We start from the raw sequence: 15,792 nt of genomic DNA, 5'->3' as shown, positions 1-15,792 counted from the left end.
CAAACTCTTCAGGCGCATATCACTGCGGGTTGGCACGGGTGCTGGAAAGCAACGACTTCAGGTTGGCAGCCTTCGGCTTGACCAGCCAGAAACGACGCAGGTAGTCATCGAGGTTCTCGGCGAGTTCACGACCCCACTCGCTGTCGGTTTCCCCGACGTACTCGTTCAGCACGTTCTGCAGGTGGCTGCGATAGGCTTCCATCGCCTCGCCGCTGATCCGCTGGATTTCCACCAGTTCGTGGTTGACCCGGTCAACGAAGGTGTTGTCCTGGTCGAGCACGTAGGCGAAACCGCCGGTCATGCCAGAGCCGAAGTTGTAACCGGTCTTGCCCAGAACGCAGACAAAACCACCGGTCATGTACTCACAGCAGTGATCGCCAGTGCCTTCCACGACCGTGTGGGCACCGGAGTTGCGCACGGCGAAACGCTCGCCTGCGGTGCCGGCGGCGAACAGCTTGCCGCCCGTGGCGCCGTACAGGCAGGTGTTGCCGATGATGGCGCTTTCCTGAGTCTTATAAACGCTGCCCTTCGGCGGCACGATGGTCAGCTTGCCACCGGTCATGCCTTTGCCGACGTAGTCGTTGGCGTCGCCTTCCAGGTACATGTTCAGACCGCCGGCGTTCCACACGCCGAAGCTCTGACCTGCAGTGCCCTTGAAGCGGAAGGTGATCGGCGCTTTGGCCATGCCCTGGTTGCCGTGCTTGCGCGCGATTTCGCCGGAGATCCGTGCGCCGATCGAACGGTCGCAGTTGCAGATATCCAGATCGAACTCGGCGCCGCTGAGGTCGTTGATCGCCGACGTCGCCATCTCGACCATTTTCTCGGCCAGCAGGCCCTGGTCGAAGGGCGGGTTGCGCTCGACGCCGCAGAACTGAGGCTTGTCCGCCGGGATGTGATCGCTGCCCAGCAGCGGGGTCAGATCCAGGTGATGCTGCTTGGCGGTCTGGCCTTCGAGGATTTCCAGCAGATCGGTACGGCCGATCAGCTCTTCGAGGGAACGCACGCCCAGTTTTGCCAGCCACTCACGGGTTTCTTCGGCGACGTAGGTGAAGAAGTTCACCACCATGTCGACGGTGCCGATGTAGTGATCCTTGCGCAGCTTCTCGTTCTGAGTCGCGACGCCGGTGGCGCAGTTGTTCAGGTGGCAGATACGCAGGTATTTGCAGCCCAGCGCGATCATCGGCGCGGTACCGAAACCGAAGCTTTCGGCGCCGAGGATGGCTGCCTTGATCACGTCGAGGCCGGTTTTCAGGCCGCCGTCGGTCTGGACCCGAACCTTGCCGCGCAGGTCGTTGCCGCGCAAGGTCTGGTGGGTTTCGGCCAGACCAAGTTCCCACGGAGCGCCAGCGTATTTGATCGAGGTCAGCGGCGAAGCACCGGTGCCGCCGTCGTAACCGGAGATGGTGATCAAGTCCGCATAGGCCTTGGCCACACCGGCGGCGATGGTGCCGACGCCCGCTTCAGCCACGAGTTTCACCGAAACCAGCGCCTTCGGGTTGACCTGTTTCAGGTCAAAGATCAGCTGCGACAAGTCTTCGATCGAATAGATGTCGTGGTGCGGCGGTGGCGAAATGAGGGTCACGCCCGGCACTGCGTAACGCAGCTTGGCGATCAGCCCGTTCACTTTGCCGCCCGGCAGTTGCCCGCCCTCGCCCGGTTTGGCGCCTTGGGCGACCTTGATCTGCAGCACTTCGGCGTTGACCAGGTATTCCGGGGTCACCCCGAAACGGCCGGTCGCGACCTGCTTGATTTTCGAGCTCTTGATGGTGCCGTAGCGCGCCGGGTCTTCGCCGCCTTCGCCGGAGTTGGAACGCGCACCGAGGCGGTTCATGGCTTCGGCCAGGGCTTCGTGAGCTTCCGGCGACAGGGCGCCCAGCGAGATACCGGCGGAGTCGAAGCGCTTGAGCACCGATTCCAGCGGCTCGACTTCACTGATGTCCAGCGGCGTGTCGAGGGTCTTGACCTTGAACAGGTCACGGATCATCGACACCGGACGGTTGTCCACCAGCGAGGTGTATTCCTTGAATTTGGCGTAGTCGCCCTGCTGCACGGCGGCTTGCAGGGTGTTGACCACGTCCGGGTTGTACGCGTGATATTCGCCACCGTGGACGAACTTCAGCAGACCGCCCTGCTGGATCGGCTTGCGCGGACTCCAGGCTTCGGTGGCCAGTGCTTTCTGCTCGGCTTCGATGTCGACGAAACGCGCACCCTTGATGCGGCTCGGCACGCCGCGGAAGCTCAGGTCGCAGACTTCCTCGGACAGACCGATCGCTTCGAACAGCTGAGCACCGCGATAGGACGCGATGGTCGAGATGCCCATCTTCGACAGGATCTTCAGCAGGCCTTTGGTGATGCCTTTGCGGTAGTTCTTGAACACCTCGTAGAGGTCGCCCAGGACTTCACCGGTACGGATCAGGTCGCCCAGCACTTCGTAGGCCAGGAACGGGTAGACCGCCGAGGCGCCGAAACCGATCAGCACCGCGAAGTGGTGCGGATCGCGTGCGGTGGCGGTTTCAACCAGGATGTTGGAGTCGCAGCGCAGGCCTTTTTCGGTCAGGCGGTGGTGCACCGCGCCGGTGGCGAGCGAAGCGTGGATCGGCAGTTTGCCCGGGGCGATATGACGGTCGCTCAGAACGATCTGGGTACGACCGGCACGCACGGCTTCTTCAGCCTGATCGGCGACGTTGCGGATCGCTGCTTCCAGGCCGACGCTTTCGTCGTAGTTGAGGTCGATGATCTGCCGCTCGAAACCCGGGCGGTCGAGGTTCATCAGCGAACGCCACTTGGCCGGGGAAATGACCGGCGAGCTGAGGATCACGCGCGACGCGTGCTCCGGCGATTCCTGGAAGATGTTGCGCTCGGCACCGAGGCAGATTTCCAGCGACATCACGATCGCTTCACGCAGCGGGTCGATCGGCGGGTTGGTCACCTGCGCGAACTGCTGACGGAAATAGTCGTACGGCGTGCGCACGCGCTGGGACAGCACGGCCATCGGCGTGTCGTCGCCCATCGAGCCGACGGCTTCGTAGCCTTGTTCGCCAAGCGGACGCAGTACCTGATCGCGCTCTTCGAACGTGACCTGATACATCTTCATGTATTGCTTGAGCTGATCGACGTCGTAGAAAGCCGAACCGTGGTCGTTGTCTTCCATGGTCGCCTGGATGCGCAGGGCATTCTTGCGCAGCCATTGCTTGTACGGATGACGGGATTTGAGACGGTTGTCGATCGCGTCGGTGTCGAGGATCTGCCCGGTTTCGGTGTCCACGGCGAAGATCTGGCCCGGGCCGACACGGCCTTTGGCAATCACGTCTTCAGGCTTGTAGTCCCACACGCCGATTTCCGACGCGAGGGTGATGAAACCGTTGGTGGTGGTGACCCAGCGCGCCGGGCGCAGACCGTTACGGTCGAGCAGGCACACCGCGTAGCGACCGTCGGTCATTACCACGCCAGCCGGGCCGTCCCACGGCTCCATGTGCATCGAGTTGTACTCGTAGAACGCACGCAGATCCGGGTCCATGGTTTCGACGTTCTGCCACGCTGGCGGAATGATCATCCGCACGCCACGGAACAGGTCGATGCCACCGGTGACCATCAGCTCAAGCATGTTGTCCATGCTCGAGGAGTCGGAACCGACACGGTTGACCAGCGGGCCGAGTTCTTCCAGATCCATCAGATCGTTGTTGAACTTGGTCCGACGGGCCTGGGCCCAGTTGCGGTTGCCGGTGATGGTGTTGATCTCGCCGTTATGGGCGAGGAAGCGGAATGGCTGAGCCAGCGGCCATTTCGGCAGGGTGTTGGTGGAGAAGCGCTGGTGGAACACGCAGATCGCGGTTTGCAGGCGCTCGTCGCTCAGGTCCGGATAAAACGCGGCCAGGTCGGCCGGCATCATCAGGCCTTTATAGATGATGGTCTTGTGGGAAAAGCTGCAGATGTAGTGGTCGGTGTCGGCGGCGTTGGCCACCGACGAGCGACGACGGGCGCTGAACAGCTTGACCGCCATGTCCTGATCGCTCAGGCCTTCGCCGCCGATGTACACCTGCTCGATCTGCGGCAGGCGCTCAAGGGCCAGGCGGCCGAGGACGCTGGTGTCGATTGGCACTTTGCGCCAGCCGATCAGTTGCAGGCCTTCAGCCAGGATCTCGCGGTTCATGTTCTCGCGAGCGGCTTCGGCCTTGGCCGGATCCTGATTGAAGAAGACCATGCCCACGGCATATTGCTTGGGCAGCTCGACGCTGAAGGTTTCCTGGGCAATGGCACGCAGGAACGCGTCGGGCTTTTGAATCAGCAGACCGCAACCGTCACCGGTCTTGCCGTCGGCATTAATCCCACCGCGGTGGGTCATGCAGGTCAGGGCCTCGATGGCCGTTTGCAAAAGGGTATGACTGGGTTCGCCCTGCATATGGGCTATCAGGCCGAAACCGCAGTTATCCTTGAATTCATCTGGTTGGTACAGACCTGCTTTCATAGACACTTTCTCACCAGGCTGCCTCTTTTCGAGGCAAATTTCTTTTCAATTCAACCACTTGCATCTCGCGCCGAACGTACGCCGGCTTAGCGGGGGCAAAAGGGTGGTCATTGTACACAGCGACACAGAGGCTCACAAATTTGACGACGAAATGTCGCAAATTCATGTCGCATTTGTGAAAGGTTTAAAGCGATCTGCTGTGCTAGTCAAAACTTTTTTAATTTTGACCGCAACGACTCAAAGACTACTGTGACGCAGACACCACAAGGCACGCGACCCGTAAGGGCGGCGCGCACATGTAGAAATTTTGAGGTGCTTGGAGAGGCGGCCTGGGTAAGGCCGCCGAATCTTCAGCGAGTTGTTGCCAGTTCCTGTTGGACGCTGGCGACAGTGCGAGGCCAAGGTTTACCAGCCTGAACCTTCGCTGGCAAGGCCTTGATGGCAGAAACGGCTGCATCACGATTGGCGAAGTTGCCGTAGGTGATCACGTAGAGAGGCTTGCCGTTGAGGACTTTCTTGAAATAACGGTACTCGCCACCCTGCTCCTTGACGAAGCTTTGCGCGGTTGCTTCGGAGCTGGTGCCGAGGATCTGCACCACGTAGTTGCTGGTCGGCTGACCGGCGTACCAGCTGCCACCGGCGGCCTTGGCGACGGTGACCGGCTTCTCGGCCGGTTTGGCGGCGGCAACAGGCTTGGCTGGCGCCGGAGCCGGTTTGGCCGCTGGAGCCGCCGGAGCAGGCGCAGGCTTGGCGGTAGCGACCTGGGTCGGCGCCGGGGTCGGCTTCGGTGCCGGAACTGGAACCGGGGTCGGTGCAGGGCCGGCCTGAACGCCCGCAGGAGGCGCGGTGGTGGTCACGGTCGGTGGCGTGTTGCTGGAGCCTTCAACCGGCACACCGTCGTCGCCTTCAGTGATACCACCCGCGGCTTCAGCCAGCGGGCCACGCATTACCGGTTGCGAGTTGCCGACCAGCGGCAGCGGCATTGGTTGGGTATTGCCGTTGAATTCGACGGACGGCGCGCCACCCGCTTGCGGCGTGCCCTGGCCCAATGGCAGCTGTGCCTGCTCGTTGGCCGGCGCACCGGTGGTCGGTGCCTTGTTGCGACCCGGCATCAGCCAGGCGGCAGCGACCGCGACCACAACGACGGCGGAAATCGCCAATACGTGTTTCTTCGGCATGTTGAACCCCATACTTGGACGCTTGACCGCAGAGCGGCTGGCAATCATGACTTCGATCAGAGCATCGCGAGCGACCTGGTTGATATTGCCGGGCCAACCCTCGGAGCTTTCGTGAATATCAGAGATCTGATCCGCGGTGAAAAGTTCGACACCCCGGCCCGCGCCTTCGAGCCGCTGGTCGAGATACTCGCGGGTTTCTTCTTCGGTGTACGGCTGCAATTCGATGACGTGGAAGCGCTCTTCCTCAAGGTGCAAAGCCTCGAGCTGGGCGATCAGCGACGACTCACCGAACAGGAACACGTGCGGGCGGCCTTCCGGCGCGCCGGCGCCCAGCGCCATCAGCGCTTCAAGCGCAGACTCGTCGAGCTGCTCGGCATCGTCCACCAGCAGATAGACTTCCTGACCGGTCAGCGCCAGCTGCACGACCTGATCGAGGATCGCCCCGACGTCGGCCTGGGCCACGTCCAGCGCCTGGGCGATCTGGCGCAGCACACCGGCTGCATCGCCGGCGCCACGGGCGGAAACGACGACGCTCTGCACCGATTGCTTGTTGGTGCTGGCAACCAGCGCCTGACGCAGCAGGGTCTTGCCGCTGCCCTGCGGGCCGGTGACCACCAGCAGCAACTGGCTGTAACGCGCCAGATGATGCAGTTGACCCAGCACCGGCTTGCGCTGGGCCGGGAAAAATTTGAAGCCCGGCACCCGCGGCGCGAAAGGGTCGTGACTTAACTGGAAATGGCCGAGGAACGCCTCGTCGGCATGCAAACTAGTCATCGGAATCTTATTAACCTTTAAGCTGAGCCAGAGCGCGGTAATCCGCTCCCAGCGTGGCCTGTAGAACCTCTTTCGGATAATCGTCGGTCACCACCGCTTCGCCCATCCGGCGCAGCAGCACCAGGCGCAAACGACCGTCGATCACTTTTTTGTCAATTGCCATGTGTTCAAGAAAATCGGCTTCGGTCATCTCTTCCGGCGGGATCACCGGCAGACCGGCACGCTGGAACAGGCGAATGCCGCGATCGCGCTCCTGCTCACTGATCCAGCCGAGGCGCGCGGACATTTCCAGCGCCATCACGGTGCCAGCGGCGACCGCTTCGCCATGCAACCAGACACCATAGCCCATGTGGGTTTCGATGGCGTGGCCAAAGGTGTGGCCGAGATTGAGGGTGGCGCGTACGCCGGTTTCTTTTTCGTCGGCGCCGACCACTGCAGCCTTGGCGGCGCAGGAGCGTTCAATGGCATAGGTCAGGGCCGTTTGATCCAGCGCACGCAGGGCGTCGACGTTGTCTTCGAGCCAGGTCAGGAACGGCTCGTCACAGATCAGACCGTATTTGATGACTTCCGCCAGGCCGGCCGACAGCTCGCGCGCTGGCAGGGTTTTCAGGGAAGCGGTATCGATCAGCACCACGTTCGGCTGATAGAACGCGCCGACCATGTTCTTGCCCAGCGGATGGTTGATCCCGGTCTTGCCGCCCACTGACGAATCGACCTGGGACAGCAGCGTGGTAGGAATCTGGATGAAATTGACGCCGCGCTGGTAGCAGGCGGCCGCGAAACCGGCCATGTCGCCGATCACACCGCCACCGAGGGCGATCACCGTGGTGCGACGGTCATGACGAGCGGTCAGCAGGCCGTCGAAGATCAGTTGCAGGGTTTCCCAGTTCTTGAAGGCTTCGCCGTCGGGCAGCACCACGGAAACCACCGAGAACTGCGCCAGGCTGCGGGTCAGACGTTCGAGATAGAGCGGCGCAACGGTCTCGTTGGAGATGATTGCCACTTGCCGCCCGTGGATATGCGGGGCCAGCAGTTCAGGCTGGTCCAGTAATCCTTCGCCAATGTGAATCGGGTAGCTGCGCTCGCCTAGGTCGACCTTGAGTGTCTGCATGTGTCCCCACGATGAAGATGAAGCAGGCGTCCTGCCTGGAATTATCGAATGTTCACGGCATGTGCTGGTGTGACGCCACTCGCACGCCATCCGCCACAACCCTTGGCGGCCATTACAGGTCGCCGAGGATAGCGCATTTCGTGCGGCGCTTTAACGGGGCGGAAGTTGCTGCAGGCGGTCGAGAATGTCGAGCACGACCATGCGCGGTGGCCGCTCGTCGGTTTCCACCACCAGATCGGCGATTTCCCGATAGAGCGGATCACGGATCGCCAGCAGGTCGCGCAGGGTTTTCTCCGGATTGGCGGTGCGCAGCAACGGCCGGTTGCGGTCGCGAGAGGTGCGGCCGACCTGCTGCTCGACGGAGGCGTGCAGATACACCACCCGCCCGCCCTCATGCAGGGCCTTGCGGTTGGCATCGCGCATCACCGCGCCGCCGCCGGTCGCCAGCACCACGCCGTCGAACGCGCACAGCTCGGCGATCATCGCCTGCTCACGGTCACGAAAGCCGGGCTCGCCTTCCTTGTCGAAGATCCACGGGATGTTGGCGCCCGTACGCAGTTCAATTTCCTTGTCGGAATCCTTGAACGGCAGGCGCAGCTCTTTGGCCAGTAATCGGCCGATGGTGCTTTTTCCAGCCCCCATCGGTCCTACAAGAATCAAATTTCGCACAGAATCAACGACTCACAGCAATCGCCTGGTTATTCATGATACGCGGAGTGAGAAATACCAGCAGCTCGGATTTTTTCTCCGAAACCACATCACGCCGGAAAAGGCGGCCAAGATACGGCACATCGCCAAGAAATGGCACCTTATCTACAACCTTGCTTTGAGTATTTGAGAAAACGCCCCCGATCACGATGGTCTCGCCGTCGTTCACCAGCACCTTGGCGTTGACCTCGTTCTTCTTGATCGGCGGTACATCCTGCACTTTGTTCAGGTAGTCCGGTTCGTCCTTGGTGACCTTCACCTCCATGATGATGCGGTTGTCCGGGGTGATCTGCGGCGTCACTTCCAGCGACAGCGACGCCTCCTTGAAGGACACCGACGTAGCGCCGCTGGAGCTGGCTTCCTGATACGGAATCTCGGTGCCCTTGAGGATCTTCGCGGTTTCCTTGTCGGAGGTGACCACCTTGGGCTGCGAGACGATTTCGCCGTTACCGGTCTTCTCCATTGCGGTCAGCTCAAGGTCGAGCAAGACGTTGTCGGTGATAAACGCGATGCCGATCCCGGACGTGTTATTGACCGTGCCCATGTCGACGAACGGCGAGTTGGTGCTGGTGCTGCCCGGCGTACCGATGGTGGTCGACGAACCGTTGCTGACCCCGGAAGTGTTCCAGTTGCCCTTGTTCTGGATCGAACCGCCCCAACGCACGCCCAGGCTCTTGTCGTAATCGACGTTGGCCTCGACGATCCGCGCCTCGATCATCACCTGACGCACCGGAATATCCAGTTGAGCCACGATCCGCCGCAGCTCGTCGAGGCGATCCTGGGTCTGGTAGGCAATGATGTTGTTGGTCCGCTCATCGACGGTGATCGAACCCCGCTCGTCGACCTTGGCCTCGGCGCTGGTGACCGACTGGAACAGCTTGGCGATGTCCGCAGCCTTGGCGTAGTTCACTTGCAGCAGCTCGCGGCGCAGCGGCGCCAGCTCGGCGATCTGTTTCTGCGATTCCAGTTCCTGCCGCTCGCGCGCAGCGATTTCATCCGCCGGCGCCACCAGCAACACGTTGCCGACCTTGCGTTTGTCCAGGCCCTTGGTCTTGAGCACCAGATCCAGCGCCTGATCCCACGGCACGTTCTGCAGGCGCAAGGTGATTCCGCCCTGCACCGTATCGCTGGCCACCAGATTGAGGTTGGTGAAGTCGGCGATCAGTTGCAGCACCGAACGCACATCGATGTCCTGAAAGTTGAGAGAGAGCTTTTCGCCGTTATAGCTGTTGCGGTCGGCGTTGCGCTTTTGCAGGTCATCGACGGTCAACGGCCGGATGCTGACGGTCAGCTTGTTGTCGGTCTGGTAAGTGGAATAGTCGAACGTACCGCTGGGTTCGACGGTGATCGTCGCGCGATCACCACTGACACCGGCGTTGACGAACTGCACCGGGGTGGCGAAATCCTTGACGTCGAGGCGCACCCGCAGCGGTTCGGGCAATTGGGTACGGGCGAAATTGAGGATGATCTTGCCGTCGTGTTCCTGGATGTCCGGGGCAATGGCCGGGTCGGACAGGTCGATGACCACATTGCCCTCGCCCGCCGTGCCACGCTGGAAATCCACGCCACGAATGGCTCTGGCGGTCGGCGCAAACGTGCGGACCGGCGCTGCCGCAGGTGCTGCGCGCGGTGCACGAGCCGCCGTACGCGGTGCAGCGACTTTGCTGCCCTGCCCGACCACCACGAATACCGTATTGCCTTCGACCCGGGTGTCGTAAGGCGCCAGTTGCGTCAGGCTGATGATCAGCCGCGTCCGGTTATTGGCCTCGACCACCGTGGCCGTGCGGGCATTGCCACTGCCCAGGTCACGGGTCTTGCTCGTCAGCTGACTGGCGACACCCGGCAGATCGAGGGCGATCCGCGCCGGAGAATCAGTGGTGTAGCCCTTGGGCTGCGGGGGCGGGCCGTCGAACGACAGCTTCAGCTCGACCCGGTCGCCCGGCAGTGCCGCGACGTCCAGCGCCTTCAGATTGGCTGCCTGTACCATCGGTGAAAGCAGCGCCATCCATAGCGAAAAACCGAGGGTGGAAAAAATCCTGTTCATTATTCGACTTCCACTTATGAGTGCTCTTTCAAAGGAATGGTGCGCGGCCGCTCAAGCCAGGCGCCCTGGCCATCCGGAACGATTTCCACCACATCGACCTGTGAAGCGCTGATTGCAACGATGCGCCCGTCGTTGCGGCCCAGGTAATCGCCGACCTTGAGCCGATGGACCCCGCCCGCCCCCCGCAGCAAAGCGAAGGAACCGGAGGCGTTGGCGATCGTGCCGACCATTTCGAATTGCTCGATGTTGAAACCTTCGAGGTATTGCTTGACCCGGTTGGGATCGGGTTTCACGTCGCGCGAGCCATGTTTCTGCCCGGCCAGATCGACCCGCAGCTGACGCGAAAACGGACTGCGCAGGTTGGCGGCGCTGTAGGTGAATGTCGGGTAGGAGCGGAATGTCGGGGTCGGCTCGATCTTGCCCGGCGGACGCAGGCGCACTTCATTCATGTAGGCGTCGAGGTCACTGAAGTCATCGCCGCCACAGCCACCAAGCACCAATAACAATGCCGACAAGGCGATAAAACGGATCGGGCTCATTTCTGCAGCCCCTTGTCGTTGTAGCGGTAGGTCTTGGCCAGAATGCTCATGCGCAGCTTCGGCCCGCCTTCGGGATTGGCTGGCGCCAGCTCGAAATCGTGCAAAGTGACGATCCGAGGCAAACCGGCCACGCCGCTGACGAAGGTCGCAAGGTCGTGATAGGCACCGGTCACGGTGATCTGGATGGGCAGTTCGATGTAGAACTGCTGGGTGACCTCCGGCAGCAGTTTGATCTCTTCGAATTCAAGACCGCTGCCCAGTCCGGTGCGGGTAATGTCTTCCAGCAACCCCGGTACTTCGGTGTCACTGGGCAGTTGCCGCAACAGCACGCCGAACGAGTTTTCCATCTCCTTCATCTGTTGGGTGTACAGCTCGAGATTGGCCGCCATGTGCGCCTTGCTCGCGAATTGCTCCTTGAGGGTGACCTCCTCCTCACGCTTGAGCTCGAGCTGATTCTCCAGGTCACTGATGAAAAAGTTATAGCCAAGCGCCAGGACCAGCACCATCAACAGCCCGCCGGCCAGGCTTTTGACTACGGGCGGCCAGGAACCGATGTTGCTGGTGTCGAGGTCGTTGAAATCGACGTTGCGCAGGCTGTCCAGCCACTCGGACGGCTTCATTGGTCGTCCTCCTCGATCCGGGGTCGAGTCTGGCGAACGGTCAGCTGGAAGACGTTGGCCTGATCCACCTGGCCAGCGGTGGTGGCTTTCACTTCATTGAGGTTGGGCGCATCGAACCAGTCGGAGGCATCGAGATTGCGCATCAGGTCGGACACCCGATTGTTCGACTCTGCGGCGCCGCTGATCGACAGGGTCTTGCCGACCATTTTCACGTCGGTGAAATACACCCCGTCGGGCAAGGTGCGCGCCAGCTGATCGAAGATCCGCCCGCTGATCTGCCGGTTGCCCTGCAAGTCCTGGATGATGCGCATGCGCTCCACCAGTTGCTGGCGATGGGCCTTGAGCTCGCTGATCTGTTTGATCCGTTCGTCGACCACGGCGATCTGCTTGCCGATGTAGTCATTGCGCGCGACCTGCCGCGCGATGGCGGCGCTGATGATCTGATCGGCAATGAGCACCGCCCCCACCGAACCGACCACCACGCCGGTCAAGGCCAGCAGGAAGCGTTTGCGCCGCTCTTCGCGGCGCTCCTCGCGCCAGGGTAAAAGGTTGATCCGCGCCATCAGTCGAAACTCCTGAGCGCGAGCCCGCAGGCAATCATCAGGGCCGGCGCATCGCTCGCCAGGGCCCCGGCGTTGACCTTGCTGCTCAAGGCCATGTCGGAAAACGGGTTGGCAACCTGGGTCGGTGTGTTCAGGCGCTCTTCGATCAGCCGGTCAAGCCCGGGCACCGACGCCGTGCCGCCGGCCAGCAGAATATGGTCGACGGCGTTGTATTGGCCGGAGGCGAAAAAGAACTGCAGGGAGCGCGACACCTGCTGTACCAGTGCCTCGCGAAACGGTTGCAGCACCTCGCTGACATAATCGTCCGGCAGGCCGCCCTGCTTCTTGGCGAGACCCGCCTGCTCAAGGGTCAGGCCATAACGGCGCTGGATTTCCTCGGTCAGTTGTCGACCGCCAAACAGCTGTTCGCGGGTATAGATGATCCGGCCGTTGTGCAGGACGCTGAGGGTGGTCATGGTGGCGCCGATGTCGACCACGGCCACCGTCAGCCGGTCCTGGGATGCTGCGAGTTGCGTGGCCAGCAGACCGAACGAGCGCTCCAGTGCATAGGCTTCGACATCCACCACCCGAGCGGTCAGCCCGGCCAGTGCAAGCGCCGCTTCGCGGACTTCGACGTTTTCCTTGCGACAGGCGGCCAGCAGCACGTTGACCCGCTCGGGGTTGCGCGGCGAAACGCCCTGGACTTCGAAGTCGATGGCGACCTCGTCCAGCGGATAGGGAATGTATTGATCGGCTTCGATCTTGAGCTGGTTTTCCAGTTCGTCGTCGGACAGCCCGGCGTCCATCTCGATGACCTTGGTGATCACCGCAGATCCGGCCACCGCCACAGCTACGGTTTTCAGCCCGGTGCGCGCCTTGACCAGCACCCGGGACAGGGCCTGGCCGACGCCCTCGAGCTCGGCGATGTTCTTTTCGACCACGGCACTCGACGGCAACGGCTCCACCGCGTACGCCTCGACCCGGTAGCGCTCACCCTGACGGCTCAGCTCCAGCAGCTTCACCGATGTGGAGCTGATGTCGATCCCCAGTAACGTATTGGCCTTTTTATTGAAGAGTCCTAGCACTACCAATTCCCTATGACTATCCGTGAGTTACGGACTCTGTAATGCGCATTGCGTTCCCTCGCCCCGTCTTGACAGAAGCGCAAATGACGCCCCCAGCGGAAAAGTGCTTATAATGCCCAGCGATTTTTTCCGCTTTTTACTGCCGGCGCGGGTCGTTCTGTGTGTTTCCCGGAACCCTGTCGCCCAATTCATTCTTTGCCGTGGATGTCCAAAAGCCTTGATTCGTCTGCTGAAATTTTTCGGTTGGTCCATCGTCGCCGTTTTCTGCGGACTGCTTTTAGGTCTCAGCGGCGCGTTTCTTTACCTTAGTCCGGGTTTGCCATCTGTGGAGGCGCTGAGAAGCATTCAGTTGCAGATTCCGCTCCGGGTTTACAGCAGCGACAACAAGTTGATCGCAGAATTTGGCGAAATGCGCCGCACACCGATCCGTTTCGCCGACATTCCCCCCAATTTCATCAATGCGTTACTAAGTGCTGAAGACGACAACTTCGCCAATCACTATGGCGTCGATCCGAGCAGCCTGATGCGTGCCGCGACCCAACTGGTCAAGAGCGGGCACATCCAGTCCGGCGGCAGCACCATCACCATGCAGGTGGCGAAGAACTTCTTCCTGACCAGCGAACGCAGCTTCTCGCGCAAGACCACGGAAATCCTTCTGGCCCTGCAGATCGAGCGCCAGCTGACCAAGGACGAGATCCTTGAGCTGTACGTGAACAAGATCTATCTGGGCAACCGCGCCTACGGCATCGAGGCGGCGGCGCAGGTGTATTACGGCAAGTCGATCCGCGAAGTCAGCCTGGCGCAGATGGCGATGATCGCCGGCCTGCCGAAAGCCCCGTCGCGCTTCAACCCGCTGGCCAACCCGGCGCGCAGCAAGGAACGTCGCGACTGGATCCTCGGCCGCATGTACAAGCTCGGCAAGATCACCGAGGCCGACTACACCGCCGCGATCAACGAACCGCTGAACGCCAGCTATCACGTGCCGACCCCGGAAGTGAACGCACCGTACATCGCCGAAATGGCTCGCGCGGAAATGGTCGGTCGCTATGGCAGCGACGCCTATACCGAAGGTTTCCGCGTCACCACCACGGTGCCGAGCAACCTCCAGGAAATGGCCAACACCGCGCTGCACGAAGGCCTGATGACCTACGATCAGCGCCACGGCTACCGCGGTCCTGAATCGCGCCTGCCGGGCAAGACCCGTGAAGCCTGGGCCACCGAACTGACCAAGCAACGCACCATCAGCAGCCTCGAGCCGGCCATCGTCACCCAGGTCGACAAGAACGGCCTGCAAGTGCTGACCCGCACCGGCGAAGAGCACGTGGCGTGGGACACCATGAAATGGGCGCGACCGTTCCTTAATACCAACAGCATGGGCGCCAACCCGCGTCAGCCGTCGGATGTGGCACAGATCGGCGATCTGGTTCGCGTGCAGCGCCAGCCGAACAATTCGCTGAAGTTCAGCCAGATTCCGCAGGCGCAAGGCGCGCTGGTGTCGCTGGATCCGCAGAACGGCGCGATCCGTTCGCTGGTCGGCGGTTTCGCCTTCGAGCAGAGCAACTACAACCGCGCGATGCAGGCCAAGCGTCAGCCGGGCTCGAGCTTCAAGCCGTTCGTCTACAGCGCCGCACTGGATAACGGCTACACCGCCGCCAGCCTGGTCAACGACGCGCCGATCGTGTTCGTCGACGAGTACCTGGACAAGGTCTGGCGTCCGAAGAACGACACCAACACCTTCCTCGGCCCGATCCGTTTGCGTGAGGCGCTGTACAAGTCGCGCAACCTGGTGTCGATCCGCCTGTTGCAGGCGATGGGCGTGGGCAAGACCATCGACTACATCACCCGCTTCGGCTTCAACAAGCAGGACCTGCCGCCAAACCTGTCCCTGGCGCTGGGCACCGCGACCCTGACGCCGATGGAAATCGCCACCGGCTGGAGCACCTTCGCCAACGGCGGCTACAAGATCACCCCCTACATCATCGACAAGATCGAAAGCCGCAACGGCGACACGCTGTTCGTCGCCAACCCGCCGACCGTACCGCAGGGCGGCGCGGCCACCGATGGCATCGCGGCCCCCGCTACCGAATCGTTTACCGTCAATGCAGCGCCGGTTCCGGGTGAAGCGCCGGGCAACGCCGCCGTGCCACAAGCACCGGCAGTTGCCGAGCGCATCGTCGATGGCCGTACCACCTACATCCTCAACAGCATGTTGCAGGACGTGATCAAGCTCGGCACCGGCCGTCGCGCACTGGCCCTGGGCCGCAGCGACATCGCCGGCAAGACCGGTACCACCAACGAATCCAAGGATGCGTGGTTCTCCGGCTACAACGCCGATTACGTGACCACCGTGTGGACCGGTTTCGACCAGCCGGAAAGCCTTGGTCGCCGGGAGTTCGGCGGAACCGTGGCACTGCCGATCTGGATGAACTACATGGCCGCCGCGCTCAAGGACAAGCCGCCACATGTCCAGCCGGAGCCGGAAGGCATCCTCAGCCTGCGGGTGGATCCGGTGAGTGGTCGCGCGGCATCGCCGAGCACACCGGGCGCGTACTTCGAGCTGTTCAAGGCTGAGGACACGCCACCGTCGGTCAATGAGATCGGCAATGGCACCGTGCCGGGCAGCCCGCTGCCGGCGGATGAGCAGGCGCCGATCGATCTGTTCTGATCCTGATCTGCCAAAAAGCCCCGCCTTCGTGAGAAGTGCGGGGCTTTTTATTGCCTGCAGC

General features: G+C 61.8%; 10 protein-coding genes. 1 reads left to right on the top strand and 9 read right to left on the bottom strand.

Annotation, left to right across the window (positions count from 1 at the left end; all coding sequences use genetic code 11):
* Window positions 1-19: 19 nt before the first annotated feature.
* From gltB to AC1RT4_RS17020, 9 genes are all read right to left on the bottom strand, one after another.
* Window positions 20-4,465: a glutamate synthase large subunit gene (gene gltB / locus AC1RT4_RS17060; RefSeq protein ID WP_493086495.1), complete on the bottom strand. Its 4,446-nt coding sequence runs from the start codon at window positions 4,463-4,465 to the stop codon at window positions 20-22.
* 350 nt (window positions 4,466-4,815) lie between these two features.
* Window positions 4,816-6,417, bottom strand: coding sequence for an AAA family ATPase (locus AC1RT4_RS17055; protein WP_493086493.1), 1,602 nt, complete (start codon window positions 6,415-6,417; stop codon window positions 4,816-4,818).
* Between the two features lie 10 nt (window positions 6,418-6,427).
* The gene (aroB, locus tag AC1RT4_RS17050) at window positions 6,428-7,528 is read right to left on the bottom strand and encodes a 3-dehydroquinate synthase (protein WP_493086491.1); all 1,101 of its coding nucleotides are present in this window, start codon (window positions 7,526-7,528) and stop codon (window positions 6,428-6,430) included.
* A gap of 150 nt (window positions 7,529-7,678) precedes the next feature.
* Window positions 7,679-8,197: a shikimate kinase AroK gene (gene aroK, locus AC1RT4_RS17045; RefSeq protein WP_045121685.1), complete on the bottom strand. Its 519-nt coding sequence runs from the start codon at window positions 8,195-8,197 to the stop codon at window positions 7,679-7,681.
* 4 nt (window positions 8,198-8,201) lie between these two features.
* Complete coding sequence (locus AC1RT4_RS17040) at window positions 8,202-10,280, bottom strand: type IV pilus secretin PilQ (protein WP_492620074.1); 2,079 nt, start codon at window positions 10,278-10,280, stop codon at window positions 8,202-8,204.
* 14 nt (window positions 10,281-10,294) lie between these two features.
* Window positions 10,295-10,819, bottom strand: a complete 525-nt coding sequence (locus AC1RT4_RS17035; RefSeq protein WP_197869308.1) for a pilus assembly protein PilP — start codon at window positions 10,817-10,819, stop codon at window positions 10,295-10,297.
* Window positions 10,816-11,439 carry a type 4a pilus biogenesis protein PilO gene (gene pilO, locus AC1RT4_RS17030; protein ID WP_493086489.1) on the bottom strand — a complete coding sequence of 208 codons (624 nt, stop codon included), beginning with the start codon at window positions 11,437-11,439 and terminating at the stop codon, window positions 10,816-10,818. The genes AC1RT4_RS17035 and pilO overlap by 4 nt, the downstream gene beginning before the upstream one ends.
* Window positions 11,436-12,002 (bottom strand): PilN domain-containing protein, encoded by a 567-nt coding sequence (locus tag AC1RT4_RS17025; RefSeq protein ID WP_007952387.1) that lies wholly within the window; start codon window positions 12,000-12,002, stop codon window positions 11,436-11,438. Before AC1RT4_RS17025 ends, pilO begins: the two co-directional genes overlap by 4 nt.
* Window positions 12,002-13,066 (bottom strand): pilus assembly protein PilM, encoded by a 1,065-nt coding sequence (locus AC1RT4_RS17020; protein ID WP_493086486.1) that lies wholly within the window; start codon window positions 13,064-13,066, stop codon window positions 12,002-12,004. Before AC1RT4_RS17020 ends, AC1RT4_RS17025 begins: the two co-directional genes overlap by 1 nt.
* A gap of 220 nt (window positions 13,067-13,286) precedes the next feature.
* On the opposite strand from AC1RT4_RS17020, the gene AC1RT4_RS17015 reads away from it, so the two are divergent.
* A complete protein-coding gene (locus AC1RT4_RS17015) occupies window positions 13,287-15,731 on the top strand; it encodes a penicillin-binding protein 1A (RefSeq protein ID WP_371915874.1) in 2,445 nt (814 codons plus the stop codon).
* Window positions 15,732-15,792 lie beyond the last annotated feature (61 nt).

Source organism: Pseudomonas sp. GW821-FHT11D10, from assembly GCF_058808435.1.
This window is presented reverse-complemented; position numbering and strand designations above follow the sequence as displayed.

Coding starts and splice junctions, on each gene's coding strand:
- pilO (WP_493086489.1), bottom strand. CDS start 11,439: ATGAAGCCGTCCGAGTGGCTGGACAGCCTGCGCAACGTCGATTTCAAC.
- AC1RT4_RS17055 (WP_493086493.1), bottom strand. CDS start 6,417: ATGACTAGTTTGCATGCCGACGAGGCGTTCCTCGGCCATTTCCAGTTA.
- gltB (WP_493086495.1), bottom strand. CDS start 4,465: ATGAAAGCAGGTCTGTACCAACCAGATGAATTCAAGGATAACTGCGGT.
- aroB (WP_493086491.1), bottom strand. CDS start 7,528: ATGCAGACACTCAAGGTCGACCTAGGCGAGCGCAGCTACCCGATTCAC.
- AC1RT4_RS17040 (WP_492620074.1), bottom strand. CDS start 10,280: ATGAACAGGATTTTTTCCACCCTCGGTTTTTCGCTATGGATGGCGCTG.
- AC1RT4_RS17025 (WP_007952387.1), bottom strand. CDS start 12,002: ATGGCGCGGATCAACCTTTTACCCTGGCGCGAGGAGCGCCGCGAAGAG.
- AC1RT4_RS17035 (WP_197869308.1), bottom strand. CDS start 10,819: ATGAGCCCGATCCGTTTTATCGCCTTGTCGGCATTGTTATTGGTGCTT.